The sequence below is a fragment of the Exiguobacterium sp. SH1S21 genome, assembly GCF_004337175.1.
Classification (GTDB): Bacteria; Bacillota; Bacilli; order Exiguobacteriales; family Exiguobacteriaceae; genus Exiguobacterium; species Exiguobacterium aurantiacum_A.
In genome coordinates this window covers 1-13,497 of sequence record NZ_SJUY01000019.1, presented here as the reverse complement: position 1 = coordinate 13,497, position 13,497 = coordinate 1, and the positions used below count along the sequence as shown (strand labels likewise).

Annotated in this window: 17 protein-coding genes; 4 read left to right on the top strand and 13 right to left on the bottom strand. The window is 40.0% G+C overall.

Annotated features, from left to right (window positions below; genetic code table 11):
* Nucleotides 1-107: 107 nt before the first annotated feature.
* The 6 genes from EVJ24_RS15390 to EVJ24_RS14995 form a co-directional block, all read right to left on the bottom strand.
* Nucleotides 108-275 carry a hypothetical protein gene (locus tag EVJ24_RS15390; protein ID WP_161568757.1) on the bottom strand — a complete coding sequence of 56 codons (168 nt, stop codon included), beginning with the start codon at nt 273-275 and terminating at the stop codon, nt 108-110.
* 111 nt (nt 276-386) lie between these two features.
* Nucleotides 387-1,025: a hypothetical protein gene (locus tag EVJ24_RS15015; protein WP_131441795.1), complete on the bottom strand. Its 639-nt coding sequence runs from the start codon at nt 1,023-1,025 to the stop codon at nt 387-389.
* Between the two features lie 20 nt (nt 1,026-1,045).
* The gene (locus EVJ24_RS15010; protein ID WP_131441794.1) at nt 1,046-1,462 is read right to left on the bottom strand and encodes a phBC6A51 family helix-turn-helix protein; all 417 of its coding nucleotides are present in this window, start codon (nt 1,460-1,462) and stop codon (nt 1,046-1,048) included.
* Entirely contained in the window at nt 1,459-1,719 is a 261-nt protein-coding gene (locus EVJ24_RS15005) for a helix-turn-helix domain-containing protein (protein WP_131441793.1), read from the bottom strand. Before EVJ24_RS15005 ends, EVJ24_RS15010 begins: the two co-directional genes overlap by 4 nt.
* Nucleotides 1,720-2,037: 318 nt before the next feature.
* Nucleotides 2,038-2,352: a hypothetical protein gene (locus EVJ24_RS15000; RefSeq protein WP_131441792.1), complete on the bottom strand. Its 315-nt coding sequence runs from the start codon at nt 2,350-2,352 to the stop codon at nt 2,038-2,040.
* Nucleotides 2,345-3,142, bottom strand: a complete 798-nt coding sequence (locus EVJ24_RS14995; protein ID WP_161568756.1) for a ParA family protein — start codon at nt 3,140-3,142, stop codon at nt 2,345-2,347. Before EVJ24_RS14995 ends, EVJ24_RS15000 begins: the two co-directional genes overlap by 8 nt.
* Nucleotides 3,143-3,340: 198 nt before the next feature.
* On the opposite strand from EVJ24_RS14995, the gene EVJ24_RS14990 reads away from it, so the two are divergent.
* The gene (locus EVJ24_RS14990; RefSeq protein WP_236637688.1) at nt 3,341-3,949 is read left to right on the top strand and encodes a recombinase family protein; all 609 of its coding nucleotides are present in this window, start codon (nt 3,341-3,343) and stop codon (nt 3,947-3,949) included.
* A 754-nt stretch (nt 3,950-4,703) separates the two neighbouring features.
* Here EVJ24_RS14990 and EVJ24_RS14980 read toward each other — a convergent pair.
* Nucleotides 4,704-4,946, bottom strand: coding sequence for a hypothetical protein (locus tag EVJ24_RS14980; RefSeq protein ID WP_131441789.1), 243 nt, complete (start codon nt 4,944-4,946; stop codon nt 4,704-4,706).
* A gap of 159 nt (nt 4,947-5,105) precedes the next feature.
* On the opposite strand from EVJ24_RS14980, the gene EVJ24_RS14975 reads away from it, so the two are divergent.
* Nucleotides 5,106-5,411 (top strand): hypothetical protein, encoded by a 306-nt coding sequence (locus EVJ24_RS14975; RefSeq protein ID WP_131441788.1) that lies wholly within the window; start codon nt 5,106-5,108, stop codon nt 5,409-5,411.
* A gap of 471 nt (nt 5,412-5,882) precedes the next feature.
* On the opposite strand, the gene EVJ24_RS14970 is transcribed toward EVJ24_RS14975, so the two are convergent.
* Together EVJ24_RS14970 and EVJ24_RS14965 are read right to left on the bottom strand one after the other, a co-directional pair.
* Nucleotides 5,883-6,761, bottom strand: coding sequence for a hypothetical protein (locus tag EVJ24_RS14970; protein ID WP_131441787.1), 879 nt, complete (start codon nt 6,759-6,761; stop codon nt 5,883-5,885).
* Between the two features lie 447 nt (nt 6,762-7,208).
* Entirely contained in the window at nt 7,209-7,544 is a 336-nt protein-coding gene (locus tag EVJ24_RS14965; protein WP_131441786.1) for a hypothetical protein, read from the bottom strand.
* Nucleotides 7,545-7,955: 411 nt separating this feature from the next.
* Between EVJ24_RS14965 and EVJ24_RS14960 the strand changes: the two genes are divergently transcribed.
* Nucleotides 7,956-8,765, top strand: a complete 810-nt coding sequence (locus tag EVJ24_RS14960) for a hypothetical protein (protein WP_131441785.1) — start codon at nt 7,956-7,958, stop codon at nt 8,763-8,765.
* A 121-nt stretch (nt 8,766-8,886) separates the two neighbouring features.
* Here the strand turns inward: EVJ24_RS14960 and EVJ24_RS14955 are convergent, their stop codons facing one another.
* From EVJ24_RS14955 to EVJ24_RS14945, 3 genes are all read right to left on the bottom strand, one after another.
* A complete protein-coding gene (locus tag EVJ24_RS14955; RefSeq protein ID WP_131441784.1) occupies nt 8,887-9,708 on the bottom strand; it encodes a hypothetical protein in 822 nt (273 codons plus the stop codon).
* Between the two features lie 22 nt (nt 9,709-9,730).
* Nucleotides 9,731-10,300, bottom strand: a complete 570-nt coding sequence (locus EVJ24_RS14950) for a hypothetical protein (protein WP_131441783.1) — start codon at nt 10,298-10,300, stop codon at nt 9,731-9,733.
* Nucleotides 10,301-10,466: 166 nt separating this feature from the next.
* The gene (locus EVJ24_RS14945; RefSeq protein ID WP_131441782.1) at nt 10,467-10,946 is read right to left on the bottom strand and encodes a winged helix-turn-helix domain-containing protein; all 480 of its coding nucleotides are present in this window, start codon (nt 10,944-10,946) and stop codon (nt 10,467-10,469) included.
* A 465-nt stretch (nt 10,947-11,411) separates the two neighbouring features.
* Here EVJ24_RS14945 and EVJ24_RS14940 point away from each other — a divergent pair, with 465 nt between their 5' ends.
* On the top strand, nt 11,412-12,449 hold the full coding sequence (locus EVJ24_RS14940; protein ID WP_131441781.1) for a hypothetical protein: 1,038 nt from the start codon (nt 11,412-11,414) through the stop codon (nt 12,447-12,449).
* An 822-nt stretch (nt 12,450-13,271) separates the two neighbouring features.
* Here the strand turns inward: EVJ24_RS14940 and EVJ24_RS14935 are convergent.
* Nucleotides 13,272-13,478, bottom strand: a complete 207-nt coding sequence (locus tag EVJ24_RS14935; RefSeq protein WP_131441780.1) for a hypothetical protein — start codon at nt 13,476-13,478, stop codon at nt 13,272-13,274.
* Nucleotides 13,479-13,497 lie beyond the last annotated feature (19 nt).

The window sequence follows — 13,497 nt, the reverse complement described above, 5'->3', positions numbered from 1 at the left end:
TGTATTCAACTGGATGAATCCGGCTTCCTGCCCGTTCTCTTTCGCTTGTTCCTTCAATCGTAATTCCTCATACCCCTGTGCCATTAATTCATATGCTGATTTCTTCATCACTTAACACCCCCTTTGTTTAATAGTTGGTCTTTCACTTGTTCCAGTGCATCTACGTCATTGATTCCTTGAATGGCTGCTACAAATAGTTCCATTGATTCGTCTTGGAGTTGCCGAATCCGTCGTCCTCGTTCCATTGCTTCTTTGTATCGCTTCATGTTATCCATATGTCTGTTTCCCCTTTCGTGAATATAAAAAAGAACGGGGCGATTTACCCCGTCCGTGTGTCTATCGTTAGTGGTGCCTTCTTCATTACAAAAATAAGAGGTGGTGGGTACTTATTTCTTAAATGCGTCTTTGTTCTTTGCCGTCACTGGTGACAAGCTTTGGTTTTCTAAAATCGCTAAGAGTTCGTCTTTAAAAATCAACGGCGAATACAACCCATCATCTTGTCGCTGTCGATGAACGTTAAGCTTAAACGAGTAGAATGTATCGGGCAGTTTCAAGCCGACTTTTTTATGAACATCCTCAAATTTATTACGATAATCTACTGTATATTTAGACTTTGCTTTACTGTATTCAACAAGTTTGTTGAGGTAAGCCAGCTTCAAATCGTTAAGTTCTGCGAACATCACGTTGAACTCTTTTGCCTTATCCGAATCATACTGCTTACGTTCTTTCTCAACATCATCCTTCGCCTTCTCTAACTCATCTTGAATAACACTGTCGATTAGCGACAACATTTCTTTAGCGATTTGTAACTCTCTTTGAAGTTTCAGACGGTCATCACGAAGCTTCATGTTTGGTTCGGTATCATTCAATATAGCTTCGTTAAAGTCGTCTTGTTCTGCTTGATACAATGCTTCCGACTCCATTTTTAGTTCCTCAATCTTAGCGAGAAGCTTCTCTTTACGTTCGCTGCCCTTTTCAATTAACTTGTTTACTTTCTTGATAGTGTCACCTTTGAACAAACTCATAACGTAATCTCCTTCTTGGGTCATTTAACCCGTTTTAGTGGTGTTTCTCCATTAATAAGTGCTTCCAGTTCGGCTAAGTCTTCGTTTGAATAGCCGCCGTTCAATCGGTCTTCGCCTTCCGTCTTGTTCAATACTTCCTTCTTCTCGACAAGAAGACCATGAATCTTAGCGTATAGTTCCATATGCTTGTATGAACCGGCTTGCATCTTCTCGGACAATACACGGTAGAACTTAGGCATTTCTTGCGAACTCATTTCCTTTTGGAACTTGTCGTGTAGTGCCTTACCTTCCTTACAGTTCTTCCATACAGACAACGTTTTACGGTTAATTCCATGTGAAGTAGCGATTTCTTCCATCGTTTCACCGGCTAATGTACGTCGAAAGTAATCGTCTAAGATGTGCCTCTGTTTACCGGTTAACGGTCTTACTTTTTTCATTCGTCAAACTTCCCTTCTGCATTTTCTAGAATGATTTGGATAGCGACTAACTCGGCGTCGGTCACTTTAAGATGCTTCCGCAACCCTCGAATGATTCGGATTTCGTTTTTGCGTGAAATAGTCATGTTTTCTCGTTCTAGATTGGACAAATATCCATTATCAAACCCCAACATATCCGCAAATTCTTGAAGCTTTATGTTCCTAATATCCCGGGCGATTCGAACTGTCTTCCCTCGTAACTTAAATTCATGTTCCATGTGTCCTACCCCCTTCGTTTTGTGGCGTTCTCCAGTCAATAAACCGGAATAATGTAACCTCTTTAGGTAAAAAAATAAGCAGAACGACTATTGAAATCGTTCATGCTTCGGAAGTGATTCGTATTAAGTTATAGGCAGCGTGATTGAAGAATAGAAAGGGACGCAATCTATTCTTTTTCTTACTCTATTAGCCGACTGGAAGCCCTCAAAACAACGAAATATCGCATCTGTAACACACTTGTTATATTAAAATAATAATTGAATCTTATTACTCAATTTCCCCATACAAAAAAGGACGCTTTTACACGTCCCTTCGTTTTACCTGCCTTCTCGTTCTCTTTTCGCACGTTCTTCTGCTTCTTTCTGTTCTAGAAAATCTAATGCCTTTGTCAAAGCATCTGTTGTGATTTTAGACTTGAACCCTTTGCCGTATCGCTTGGAAGCACGGTCTAAACGCTTCGCCACTTCATCATCGACTAAGATTGTGACACGGGTTTTACCCGGTTTGACCTTCTCTTTTTCTTTCTTCGTTTGGTATTGCGACAAATCCAACAAATCATTCGTTGGTACTTCTGCTTCCTGCTTCTTCTCGTTCGGTACGTTATCGAACTGACTAGGTACTTTTCTACTCATGTATGATTTCCTCCATTATCTCGTAATAAGCGTTCAACAATTCTTTATCTCTCGCACTTCCTTTGTCGGACAATACGGCAGGTTTCCCTTCGATTGCTACCGATTCGGCGTACTTGATTGATTGCTTGATGACGGTATTTAACATCGGAATCCCTTTCGATTCACAATATTGTTTCGTCTGCTTCAATAACTCTTTGTGTAGGAACGTGTTACGTACCAACGTAGCCAACACACCGGCTATTACAATCGGGTTCTTACGTCGTTCATTATAGTAACCCACCATATCGACGGCTTTCCTCAATCCTTTGAGGGCGTAGGGTTCTAACTGTATCGGAATGATAACCTTGTCCGTGATGCTTAGGATGTTACCGACGTTCAAAGAGTATGCCGGCGGCGTATCAATCAGAATGTAGTCGTAGTCGTCCCTCACGTCCCGTATAGCGTCCTTTAGAAGTTCGAAGGGCTTTATTCCTTCTCGTTCATAACTCGTCCATATGCGGTAATCTAAGTCATTCAGTTCGTTCTTTGCTGGCACAATATCCATGTTGTGCAGTATCGGTTGTTTGACTTCATGGAAAGACTTCTCGCCCGTGTAGACATCAAACAATGAGTACGGCAACGCTTCTGAATCAATGCCGAACGAATCCGACAAGTTCCCTTGTGGGTCTGATTCGATTAGCAGCACTCGTTTATCCGGATATGTCTTTGCTATCGCACTTCCTAAGTTACTGACGATGGATGTTTTCAATACGCCACCTTTCGAGATGGTGACGGTGATGATTTCTCCCAATACGTAGCCCCCTTTCCGTGGATTGTACATATTCATTATACACGTTTGTTCTTAATAGTGTATTTTTCACTAAATACAACAAGTATAACTTTATAGTTGTATTATGTAGTACAACTATATACTTGTCTTAAGTTAAATAAAGGTGTAAGATAACATTAACTTAACCGACAAAACATTTGATACATGGGGGTTTTACATATGAACATGGTAGAAGAAAAGACACTAACAGGACGCAAAGTTGCATACATTCGTGTATCAACGGAAGGGCAACGGTTAGACCGTCAACGTGAAGCACTGGAAGAGGTAGGGTGTACGGTGTTCTACGACGAAAAGATGTCCGGCACAATTCGGAATCGTCCGGAACTTAACCGTATGATTGAGGAATTAGAAGAAGGCGATACGGTATACATTGTCGAAATCTCACGGCTTTCCCGGTCGTCAATCGACTTACAGACAATCGTTAAAGATATAGGGGAAAAGAAGGCACACTTAATCAGTCTGAATGATAAGTGGTTAGATACGACAACACCGCAAGGGCAAATGATTTTCACCGTAATGTCGGGTGTCGTGCAGTTCGAACGGGATATGATTAGCCAACGTACTAAGGACGGAATGAAGAGTGCAAAGAGAAGAGGAAGCAAGATTGGACGTCCAAAGGTGGATTCGGACAAAGTGAAGTACGCTATTAAGCTTTACGTAGACAATCTAGAGACGAAACAGTATTCAATCAATCAGATTTGTAAGCTATCCGGCGTATCGAAGCCGACACTATACAAGAAGCTACGTGAGAAGGAAATCATTGAGTAATTAGATACAAAAAAGAAGCCCCCGAATCCGGTTAAGGAAACGAGGGCTTTTCTTTTCGAAAGAGATACTGACAAACAAACATCGCAAAGGTAAACAAAATGAAGAAACGTGAAAGGACTATTTATAGAAATCTACTCTACAAAAGGTAGAAGCTACGTCCCAACGTTCTTATGGCATAGAAGGTTGGAATAACGCCCCGACGTTCCGAGTAGGTTCATTCTTATTATTGTAAATATCTAATGACTATATCTGATTCTTTTAAAAGACTAGTTTATGAACGAAGTGAATAAACACGCCGTTAGGCGTTACTTACTCTTTTTGATTCTTATACAAAAGAATAGACCGGTTCATTAATTGCTAACGCATTGTCGCTAAAGCGACTGTTTTTTTAACTAAGTTAACGTTATAACTTTTATTTAATTATCTATGTCTTCCCCTATATAGCCATTCTAAGGGCTTTCCGTACTACACCCGATTTCAACTTTTTTTCTGACCCAATACAAAAAACGCCGAAACCCCTTCTGCCCCAACGGTTTCAAGCTTTATTAAGTTTCAGTTACATAGTTGTGGGGATGTGGGACAGTCAAATTGTCCTTGTGTCTTGAAACGTTCGAAAACGGCTTAGTACCAACGTTTATAAAGTTTATCACTCACAATCACAAGGGAGTATGTCCCATAACTTGTGGTTAATAAATCTACGCTACCACACTAAAAATAGGCATATAAAAAGCCCCACTTAACGTGAGGCGTTCGGTTAATTCGTCAAGAATGGAGTTTGAAAGACATCGGCAGGGTATTCCCAAACTTCACCTTTCTTTTCAAATTCAGTATTACATTCGTGACACGTCACAGTAACCGTAAAATCGTGTTGGATTTCTACGCCCATCCCGTTGTCTTTGTCGTACGAAGAAGCTTCTTCCATATTGTCTAGTTCAACTTCTTCCGTGAATTCTTCACCGCATTCAGGGCAGGTGAATTTAAATGTGTATGTGTCCATATGTACTTCCCCCTAGGTAAGTAAAAACTTGTGTTTCGATTCTATACTATTTCGGCATCAAAAGTAATAGTTTTTTGCGATTACTCACTTAGAATCGTCACAAAGTATCTTTACCCTCCCAACTTGTAATAAGAACACACTCAAAGGGGATGTAAAGATATGTCGATGAAGGACGTAAATAAGGTTGATTACAAGAAGGAACGATTGAATCAGATGATTCTAAAGGATATTCAAGGTGGTATGACATGGACGGAAGTATCCGAGAAGTACGAAGTAAATATGAACTACATTCGTTCCGTTTACTCCACCTATAAAGTGCAAATGAAAACAGAAGAAGTTGAGAAGGGCGGCATTGTTCGCTACTGGAACGGGCAGCGATTAACGGACGGTAAGCCGTCACCAGTCAAGACTTACAACATTAACGATTTGTCACTGGAAGAACGAAAAGAGTTAGGACTAGAATAATCTCATTTGAATACAATTCGAAATTAATATAGATTGTCTAAACTACCCGTTAGGAAGTGTCCCCAGAATCCACAGGACGCCCCTCACGGGCTTTCTACGTTCTACAATTACCCTTACCATTCATAACGCTTAGAAGGGCTTACAGACGACCCCAAACGATTCATTTGAATGTTACAGTTGCATTAAATAGTTGAATAATAACATTCAATTATCAACTACATCATTCAAGTATACTAATTATTTTAAACGAACACATTCACCATTCATTTTTAGACGCCACAGGAAGCCGTATAAGGCGTTTTAAGCGTCCAGCATGTATTGCCTTTACAGACACACAGAATGCAATACAGGCGATTACAGGCGTTCTGACGACACCTCACCGCCAAGGGTTTCCCTATCTATACGATATGAACAGAATTGACCCACTGCATCCAGTTGAAAGGCACTCTTAAAACACGTCCCTGCGTCCGATTAATAGACCGGGGCGTTTTCTTCTGCTTCAACCAGTTCATTCATGGCTGCATCTTCGACCATTTGCTTGAATGCGTTGGTGAAATAACCGACTGGACGACGTACTGACTGCCCTAATTCACTTAATTTACGTTCTGCTTTGACCAATGCATTGATTGCTTCATTCGCAAATGCTTCGAAATTGGCTTTCGTGACGAACTCATAGCCGCCTTTGTAGTACGAATCCATGATATTTACGGCATTGTGGAAGCAATCTTCGATAATATCTGCACTATCGTAGAACGGTTTAAGCTTGTTCACTAAAAATCTAGGTACATAACTTTGTACATATGTAGAATCACGTTTCTTACGTAAAGAACTTAAAGTATTTTCTGAAGTATAAGAGGTTTTTAAAGCATCCCCCTCGATTTCGGGCGTCTGAACGGCTTGGTTATGCGGTGTTTCGGCGTTTTCTCGTTCCGTCAATTGTGTGTCTTTTCGATACGTCAATTGTTCTGAATCGCTAAACAACTCGAAGATGAAAAGATTGTTCCCCTTCAAGTTCCGACGGCGTTCTGACTTGCTGCCCTGCTTCGTTTCGATAGTCCGGATGATGCCTAGCTTCTTTGCCTTACGTATAGCACGTTCAAACGTCGAACGGCTAGGGGTGTACATTTCCCCTTTACGTTTGATTAAGTCGCTAATAATCGTCCCTATCTTCGCATAGACGACACCAAAGACTTTAGCACCCCAGTTCTTTAGGGTTTTGAGTGCAATCAATTCACCTTTACTGAAAGCATCCCGGTGTTTCTTCATAGCGATATAGAATGATTCGTTAAAGTCGTCCAATGTATCGAAGCGTTGTAGCTTCTTTATGTTTTCAAGTTGGTTGTTGTACATAACGAAAAAGCCCTCCTATTGTTTAGGAAGACTTCACCCCTTCGTTACACCCTAAAACTTCTCATTACAACCTAAATATATGTATAGATAGACTTTTCCCTTGAAATAACGGAAAGCCGTATATATAATGGTCTTATAACGAAAAAGTCATAGGGCTTCCCGAATTGCTGGCAGGCGTGGGGGAAGTCCTCTTTTTTTTGTTCTTTTTTATGTGTTAACTTCAATCATCATCTAAAGTTACGCATACACGTAAATAGTGAATCACATTTCATTCGTGAATTAATCTTATTCTACTAAAACCCTTCCAATACTACAATACTAGCTTTACATTCTCTTCCTATTGCCCGTTCAGATGCGGCGAAATCACACCCGACGTACATACACCTTACCCGATGCAACACACACCCTCTATATACATAAGAAAGACGGGTTAGCCCCGTCAATCCGTCATTTATATTCAAAATTAGTGAAGTAAAATTCCTGTTCGTCTTCGTCCATCGTCTTCAATGCAGCGTCTTCTGACTTGTCGAACTTGATAGACGTAATGATATTGACTGGATACGTGCTTACGACTTCCCATACGTGCGAATTGTCTTCGATGTATTGAGAAATATCTCGATAAGCGACGACGATAACACGGTTGCCCCCTGCTACATACTTGATGTTCTCGATTGTACCCGGTTGCTTCGATTGAAGATTATGTAAGTCGAACATCGCTTCTGCCATCAACCCACGGTCACTTACGCCTTCCAGTGTATACACGATTCCTTCTACCTTCTTCATCTTAAAATCCCCCTTGAATGTTATTTTTCAAAAGATAATTACGGCTTTCAGTCACTGGTCATACATATATACGCCCGTGAGTTGCATCGAACTTTTCCGTTACGGGCAATCTACCACTGGCAGCAAATAAGAAGCCGTTCATGCTGCACGTTACTAGGTTTTTGCTACCTTACATGAACATTGTATACCTTCATCGTCATTTTGGTAAAAGTCGCTTATCTTAAACAAGCCCTAGCGTTGTTTCAAACAAGCCCAGGTGTTGTTTGCGATAAGACCCGGATAAACGACTATTACCGGCATAAAGATAGCCGGTATTGCGGTCGTTGAATTATGATGATAAAGAGGATTACCAATAACTAGAATGTCCTCTTATCTTTTTACACTATTACGAAGTCGAAGGTGATGTTAATAATGAATATGGTTCTTGGTGCAGTAGGAGGGAAAGAATTAACTTGGATTGATGAGGTTGTGAATTTCTTTGAAAAAATCGACCCGGTTGCAACAGTTGCTTTAGCCGTTTTGAACTTGGTATTAGTTATGTACGTTTTTCGTTTCACTAAAAAAATGAGTCAATCTAAACTTTCTATTTCAACCGAATCAAGGAATGTAATGTTGACGTCCGATGGTTGGGACAAATTAAACAAAGAGTATGAAGCTAACCTAAGAAGTGCACATTACAGAAAGAATCTTAATTTCAAAGGAGAAGGGTTCCCAATCCCTGTTTCTGAACTTAATCTCAATCCTAAAGTGTTCTCTATTCGAGTAAAAAATCGTGGTGATTTACCATCTACAAATATTAAAATTGTTTTGACGTTAAAGATTTATAAAACTCAAATCACTTACGATGGTCGTGAAAAACCGCTATTAGATGTTATTGATTCGCAAAGAGAACTACACGCTACGAAAAGGTACAACATCTCCATTCCATATATAGGTGCTGATGAAGAACGCGTATACGAACTTTTTGAAATTCATGGTCAAATTAGAGAAGCCGAACTTATCTTAGATAAAATTCAAGCGAACGGACATAAGTATTTTAATCGAGTGAGAAGAAATCGTTGGTTCAACCCGACAATAATTAATCACTATGAACATCCTTATATGAACCAATTCGGTGATAATCACGATAACATGATTCTAATTGGGCATAGAAGTTTGTGGAAAGAAGTTGAAGATAAAGAAGCAATGGCATACGGTACTTCTTCTGATGATGGGGAGTAATGTTATTGAAGAAATAATCGAAGCCCTTACTCGGGGCTTTTTCTTTTGACTATGATTACTAAATTAAGAGACAACAAGAAAAGACGGGTTGCCCCGTCCTTTCATAATCTGCAAGAATACGTTATTTGACTATTTCGCCTTCATACAGTTTCCAGTTGAATTGTGAATCTACGTCACCCCGTGACCCGACAACACCCTTCACTTTCACTTCGTCGCCATTCTTGATTCCTGCTTTGTTGCTTTCGTCCTTCAACTCTACAACGATTGTATACGGCAGCAACTCTTTATTGTCAGTGCTAAGAGTTGACCAATCTTGACCGTTATAATCGTCTGATGACACTAAGACAATGCTATCGCCCATCGCTTCTGTATCTGCTACCGTACCCGTCCACGTCACTTCTTTGTCCTTAACGTAAGTGTCGTATACCATAGACCGTTCATCCGTTGGGACACCATAGAAAGCCGTCGTGTACGCATTGAAGTCGGCAGTCATAGAATCTGCGAACGGGTGGTTCTCTACTGCCGCTGCTTGTTCTGCACTTAGAGGGGCTTTAGCTTCAAGTACCTGTACGAACTGTTCTGACTTATCTTGATTCGCTTTAAGCAATACGAAAACATTGTCTACCACTTTGGATGTATCAGAATCCGGCTTCTCGTATTTCTTAGCTTGTTCTACCGTTTCGTACTGCATGATATCAGCTTCCGGCGTTCTGATAGCTTTCACAAGACCTTCTGAACCTTCATACTTGCTTGTAACATCTTCCGCTTCGCCAGTCACTAGACCCGATTCTTTCAACCATGAATAGGCGTCATCGGCAGTCATGCCCGTTTCTTCTTTTGCTACTTCTTCTGTACTTGTTTCTTCTGCTGCTTCTTCGCTACCGCAAGCTGCCACAAGACCGATTGCCATAACAGAAGCCGCTAAAAATGCGTATTTCTTCATATCGTTTCCCCTTAATTGTTTATTACTTAGCAAATAGTGCTTTGTCTGCCGCTACACCGTCATGTAAAGTTCCCGATACCGTACCGCTATCTGTATCGACAATGATTGTTTCCCACTGTTCTTCTAGGTTCAATTCTTCCGTGTTGAATACACCGTAAGTTAGCATTGGCATACCGCTTAGTACGTGGAAGGCAGTACCATCTTGCAAGTCGATAACAAGATAGTTGGCGTCTTCGTAGTTGCTTGCTTCGTTCTCAAAGAAAGATAGTAGATTCTCTTCTGTAATTGCGTCTTTTGAAGAAGCTACATATGCGTATTCGCCCACTTGTTCTGTTCCAGTACCGTTCATAAGTGGTCGTAATTCTACTTCTCCGAGTACATTTTCTGATTCGGCAGCTACTTCTTCTACCTCTTCTTCGGCGGCTTCCTCTTCAACTACCGTTTCTTCTTCCGTCACTTCGGTTGCTTCCTCTTCGGCTACAACCTCTTGTGGTGCTGCTTCTTCTGTTGTTGTTTCTTCGTCCCCACCGGTCGCTAAAGCAATTACAACTAAAGCTGCCGCAGCGATGACAAGCATCGTTCTTTTCTTCATTTCAAACCCTCCTATGGTTTCTCTATTAGTAGATTAACACCAAATAAGGGTTAATTTGATGATTTATTAGGAATTATATAGAATTTATTGTTTATGGTAACGATTGTTTATGTAATTTGTTTTGAAAAAACGAACAAAAAAAGAGAGGTTAACCCCCTCTTTCACGTCATTGTTCCTTTAATAACTCATATGACCGCTTTGCTGATTCGGTCAGAACCCATACCCCACGTTCGCCTTCTTTACTTTGTACTAAACCGTCATGTTTCAACGCTTCCTTAGCCCAACGAACGATATTATGCCACTTCGGTTCATCACCTGTTCGTGTGATAATCGTGCGTTTCCAATCATCCAACTCGTGCAACGTAGCAAGATGTTCATATGCTTCTGCCGGCTTAACTTCCCCTTTTTCTAATATAAACAGATACAAATCACGTTGAATATCTTTCGCATTCGGGAACATCGGACGATTGTCCTCGATTTCCTTCGACAAATCTTTCATACCATTACGTTCAATCTCTTCTTCAATCAAATACCGCATACCATCGCCGATTTCACCTTGAATAGATGCCCACTTCATCAGAAGAATGTCACTCTTTCTCAAACGTAATACCAACGTGTCCCCAGCCTTGTACTCTTTCTTGCCCATACATAACGCCCCCTAAAATAATTTTTGTGATTCGATTTTAATATTGTAATGCGTTTTATCAATCGAATAACATTATGTTAGCACGGTGGTATATAAATTTCAACCGAACAGTACGCAGTTTGAGATTTTTTTTGACAAAGGTACATCCGGACGTTATTTTTGGTGAAAAAATGGTTTGCGTCCTCTGTCTGCTGCGTGGCACCCCCCGTCCCCCCGGGTGCCCTTCTCTTGCTTCTACACACTTGAACAATGGTGTTCAAATACACACGCAAATATGGCATCCACTTTTGGGAATGGATTGAGGGAAAAACAAACGGCTTCATTAAGCGATTCCTATTTGTCTGATTTCAGTTCCCATAATCCATTGTTTTAGGGAATATTTAAAGTCATGTAAGTATAGTGTGCGAAATTAAGAAGTGCTATAAAATGTAAGAGATGTACGAAGGAGAAATGGGAGGGTTTTGTTTGGATAGTTTTGAGATGGTTTCATTATCTAAGATAGCAACTGTATTAAACAACCAGGTGATTTTGCCTACTAACAACAACTCTATGTGGGAAAGAATCTTATCAAATGCGGGGTATAGTGGATTATATGACGCTTACGAATATCAATTAAATCCATATTCTTATCGTGCCTCTTATCAAAATGAAAATCCTAGATTTACAGAATTTTATTCAGTAATGAAAAGAATTTTAAATACATCGTATTCAAATGGGGGGAATATAGAAGGTTTTACTGCACTAATGTCAGAAATAGTGTCTGAAATTAATATCGTTAACATATTTAGAGAAGGTTTTTGGGATGATTCTACATTCATAGACGATTTCGAATTAGAACGTAGTCTTAAAGATGGGAATCCTGATGTGGTTAGTGAGGTCATTGTTGACGGAAGTAACGATGATTTTAAAACTTTATCAAAAAATCTAAATGTTTTTAATCTGGACGTTAAATATGCTAATGGTAAGTTCAAATTGATTCCTTTCACTGAAAGTGTTGCAATTGTTCCTAGGAATCCCTCTTCTATTGATAGTTGGTTAACTCATGAGTATCCTGAAATTGCAGAGTTATATCAAGAAGCAATTGAGAACTATATTGCCGGCGAAAATGTTTCGTGTATCTCTAACTGCAGAAGTATCATTACTGGATTGTTTAGCCATTTTAAGGACGATGGAGATATTAGATGGCTGAAAGGGTTACGTAATTTAAGCACGGACACCCACATTGAAGAAGTTAAAGTCCCTAATAATATTATGAAAGGAACCGCCGATAACGGGGTAGCGTTCCAGACAGACGACAGATTCGAATACTCTCGATTTAAACTCTTTTATCAACTGTACTCAACCACTTCTAATTTGGGACCGCACATTACGGAGGGACCTAAAATTGACGGTAAGCTATATCGTGAAACAGTTTCAAACTATGATGCGTTACTATGTTTAAGAATGACGGAAGACACATTGGTTTGGGTTAAGGAACGCTTAAAGACATATAACCGGTCTTGAATTTTTTATTAAAGAAAACGGGCATTGCGTTTATAAAGTAAGAGTGGTCTTACTAAGCGTAATGTCCTTTTCTATTGTTAAAAAAACCGATACTTTTTTAACCGCTTTTCCTAACTAAATCGCCCTTTACTCTATGCGGTTTGTCTGTTAAGTAAAACACCTTGACGAATCGGTTAAATAAACATTCCCTTTTTTAACTGGTGTTTCATTACGATTTAGACTGGATACGTCGCATGAAGTGGTAGAACGAAATCTTCCCACGGTAACATGGATAGGGGATTATAATTTAATGTTTTATCGTGGTGAAGTATTGGTACTACTTCATTTACGGACATACGAAACTAGATACTTCACATCGGATGGATTTGGCAGCGTTACCCTTTGGGCGGCTTTCTTGTACATTTCATTGTAGTCATATCCACTCACAATATATGCCGTCACCTACGTTCTAACCATTCTCTACCTACTTTCTGTACGTCACCTAACGTCGAATCCGTCATAACACATACATATACTTCAACTGTATACCGCAACATTCAACTTAAAAAATTTACGTATTAGTGTAACTGAACAGTGAACTTGAACATTATTATTCATAATTACACAAAAAAAAGAGGGAACATCAACCGGTTAAAGTCGTGTTCCCTCGTCTAATCTATTCATTTGTCTATGTCTGATACTAGGTTGTCTTACTGCCCTTATTACGGTTATGTGCGTCACTCATTTGTTTAGCCGTAGATGGCTTATAGGTACTGCCCTTGCCTGTACGACTACTTGATTTACCAATGCTGCCACGTCCGACACTCTTACTAACCCGTGCCATTACAATTCACTATCCTTTTGTTTTGTACCTAAAGTAAAGCCCAATTCGTCGTAACCCTGCATCATCTTTTCAATTGCAGTAAAAGGGCGTTCGTTCTGTGTATTCAACTGGATGAATCCGGCTTCCTGCCCGTTCTCTTTCGCTTGTTCCTTCAATCGTAATTCCTCATACCCCTGTGCCATTAATTCATATGCTGATTTCTTCATCACTTAACACCCCCTTTGT

Excerpts from the sequence above, each read along its gene's own strand:
- EVJ24_RS15390 (WP_161568757.1), bottom strand. The coding sequence starts at position 275 with ATGGATAACATGAAGCGATACAAAGAAGCAATGGAACGAGGACGACGG.
- EVJ24_RS15015 (WP_131441795.1), bottom strand. The coding sequence starts at position 1,025 with ATGAGTTTGTTCAAAGGTGACACTATCAAGAAAGTAAACAAGTTAATT.
- EVJ24_RS15010 (WP_131441794.1), bottom strand. The coding sequence starts at position 1,462 with ATGAAAAAAGTAAGACCGTTAACCGGTAAACAGAGGCACATCTTAGAC.
- EVJ24_RS15005 (WP_131441793.1), bottom strand. The coding sequence starts at position 1,719 with ATGGAACATGAATTTAAGTTACGAGGGAAGACAGTTCGAATCGCCCGG.
- EVJ24_RS15000 (WP_131441792.1), bottom strand. The coding sequence starts at position 2,352 with ATGAGTAGAAAAGTACCTAGTCAGTTCGATAACGTACCGAACGAGAAG.
- EVJ24_RS14990 (WP_236637688.1), top strand. The coding sequence starts at position 3,341 with ATGAACATGGTAGAAGAAAAGACACTAACAGGACGCAAAGTTGCATAC.
- EVJ24_RS14980 (WP_131441789.1), bottom strand. The coding sequence starts at position 4,946 with ATGGACACATACACATTTAAATTCACCTGCCCTGAATGCGGTGAAGAA.
- EVJ24_RS14975 (WP_131441788.1), top strand. The coding sequence starts at position 5,106 with ATGTCGATGAAGGACGTAAATAAGGTTGATTACAAGAAGGAACGATTG.
- EVJ24_RS14970 (WP_131441787.1), bottom strand. The coding sequence starts at position 6,761 with ATGTACAACAACCAACTTGAAAACATAAAGAAGCTACAACGCTTCGAT.
- EVJ24_RS14965 (WP_131441786.1), bottom strand. The coding sequence starts at position 7,544 with ATGAAGAAGGTAGAAGGAATCGTGTATACACTGGAAGGCGTAAGTGAC.
- EVJ24_RS14960 (WP_131441785.1), top strand. The coding sequence starts at position 7,956 with ATGAATATGGTTCTTGGTGCAGTAGGAGGGAAAGAATTAACTTGGATT.
- EVJ24_RS14955 (WP_131441784.1), bottom strand. The coding sequence starts at position 9,708 with ATGAAGAAATACGCATTTTTAGCGGCTTCTGTTATGGCAATCGGTCTT.
- EVJ24_RS14950 (WP_131441783.1), bottom strand. The coding sequence starts at position 10,300 with ATGAAGAAAAGAACGATGCTTGTCATCGCTGCGGCAGCTTTAGTTGTA.
- EVJ24_RS14945 (WP_131441782.1), bottom strand. The coding sequence starts at position 10,946 with ATGGGCAAGAAAGAGTACAAGGCTGGGGACACGTTGGTATTACGTTTG.
- EVJ24_RS14935 (WP_131441780.1), bottom strand. The coding sequence starts at position 13,478 with ATGAAGAAATCAGCATATGAATTAATGGCACAGGGGTATGAGGAATTA.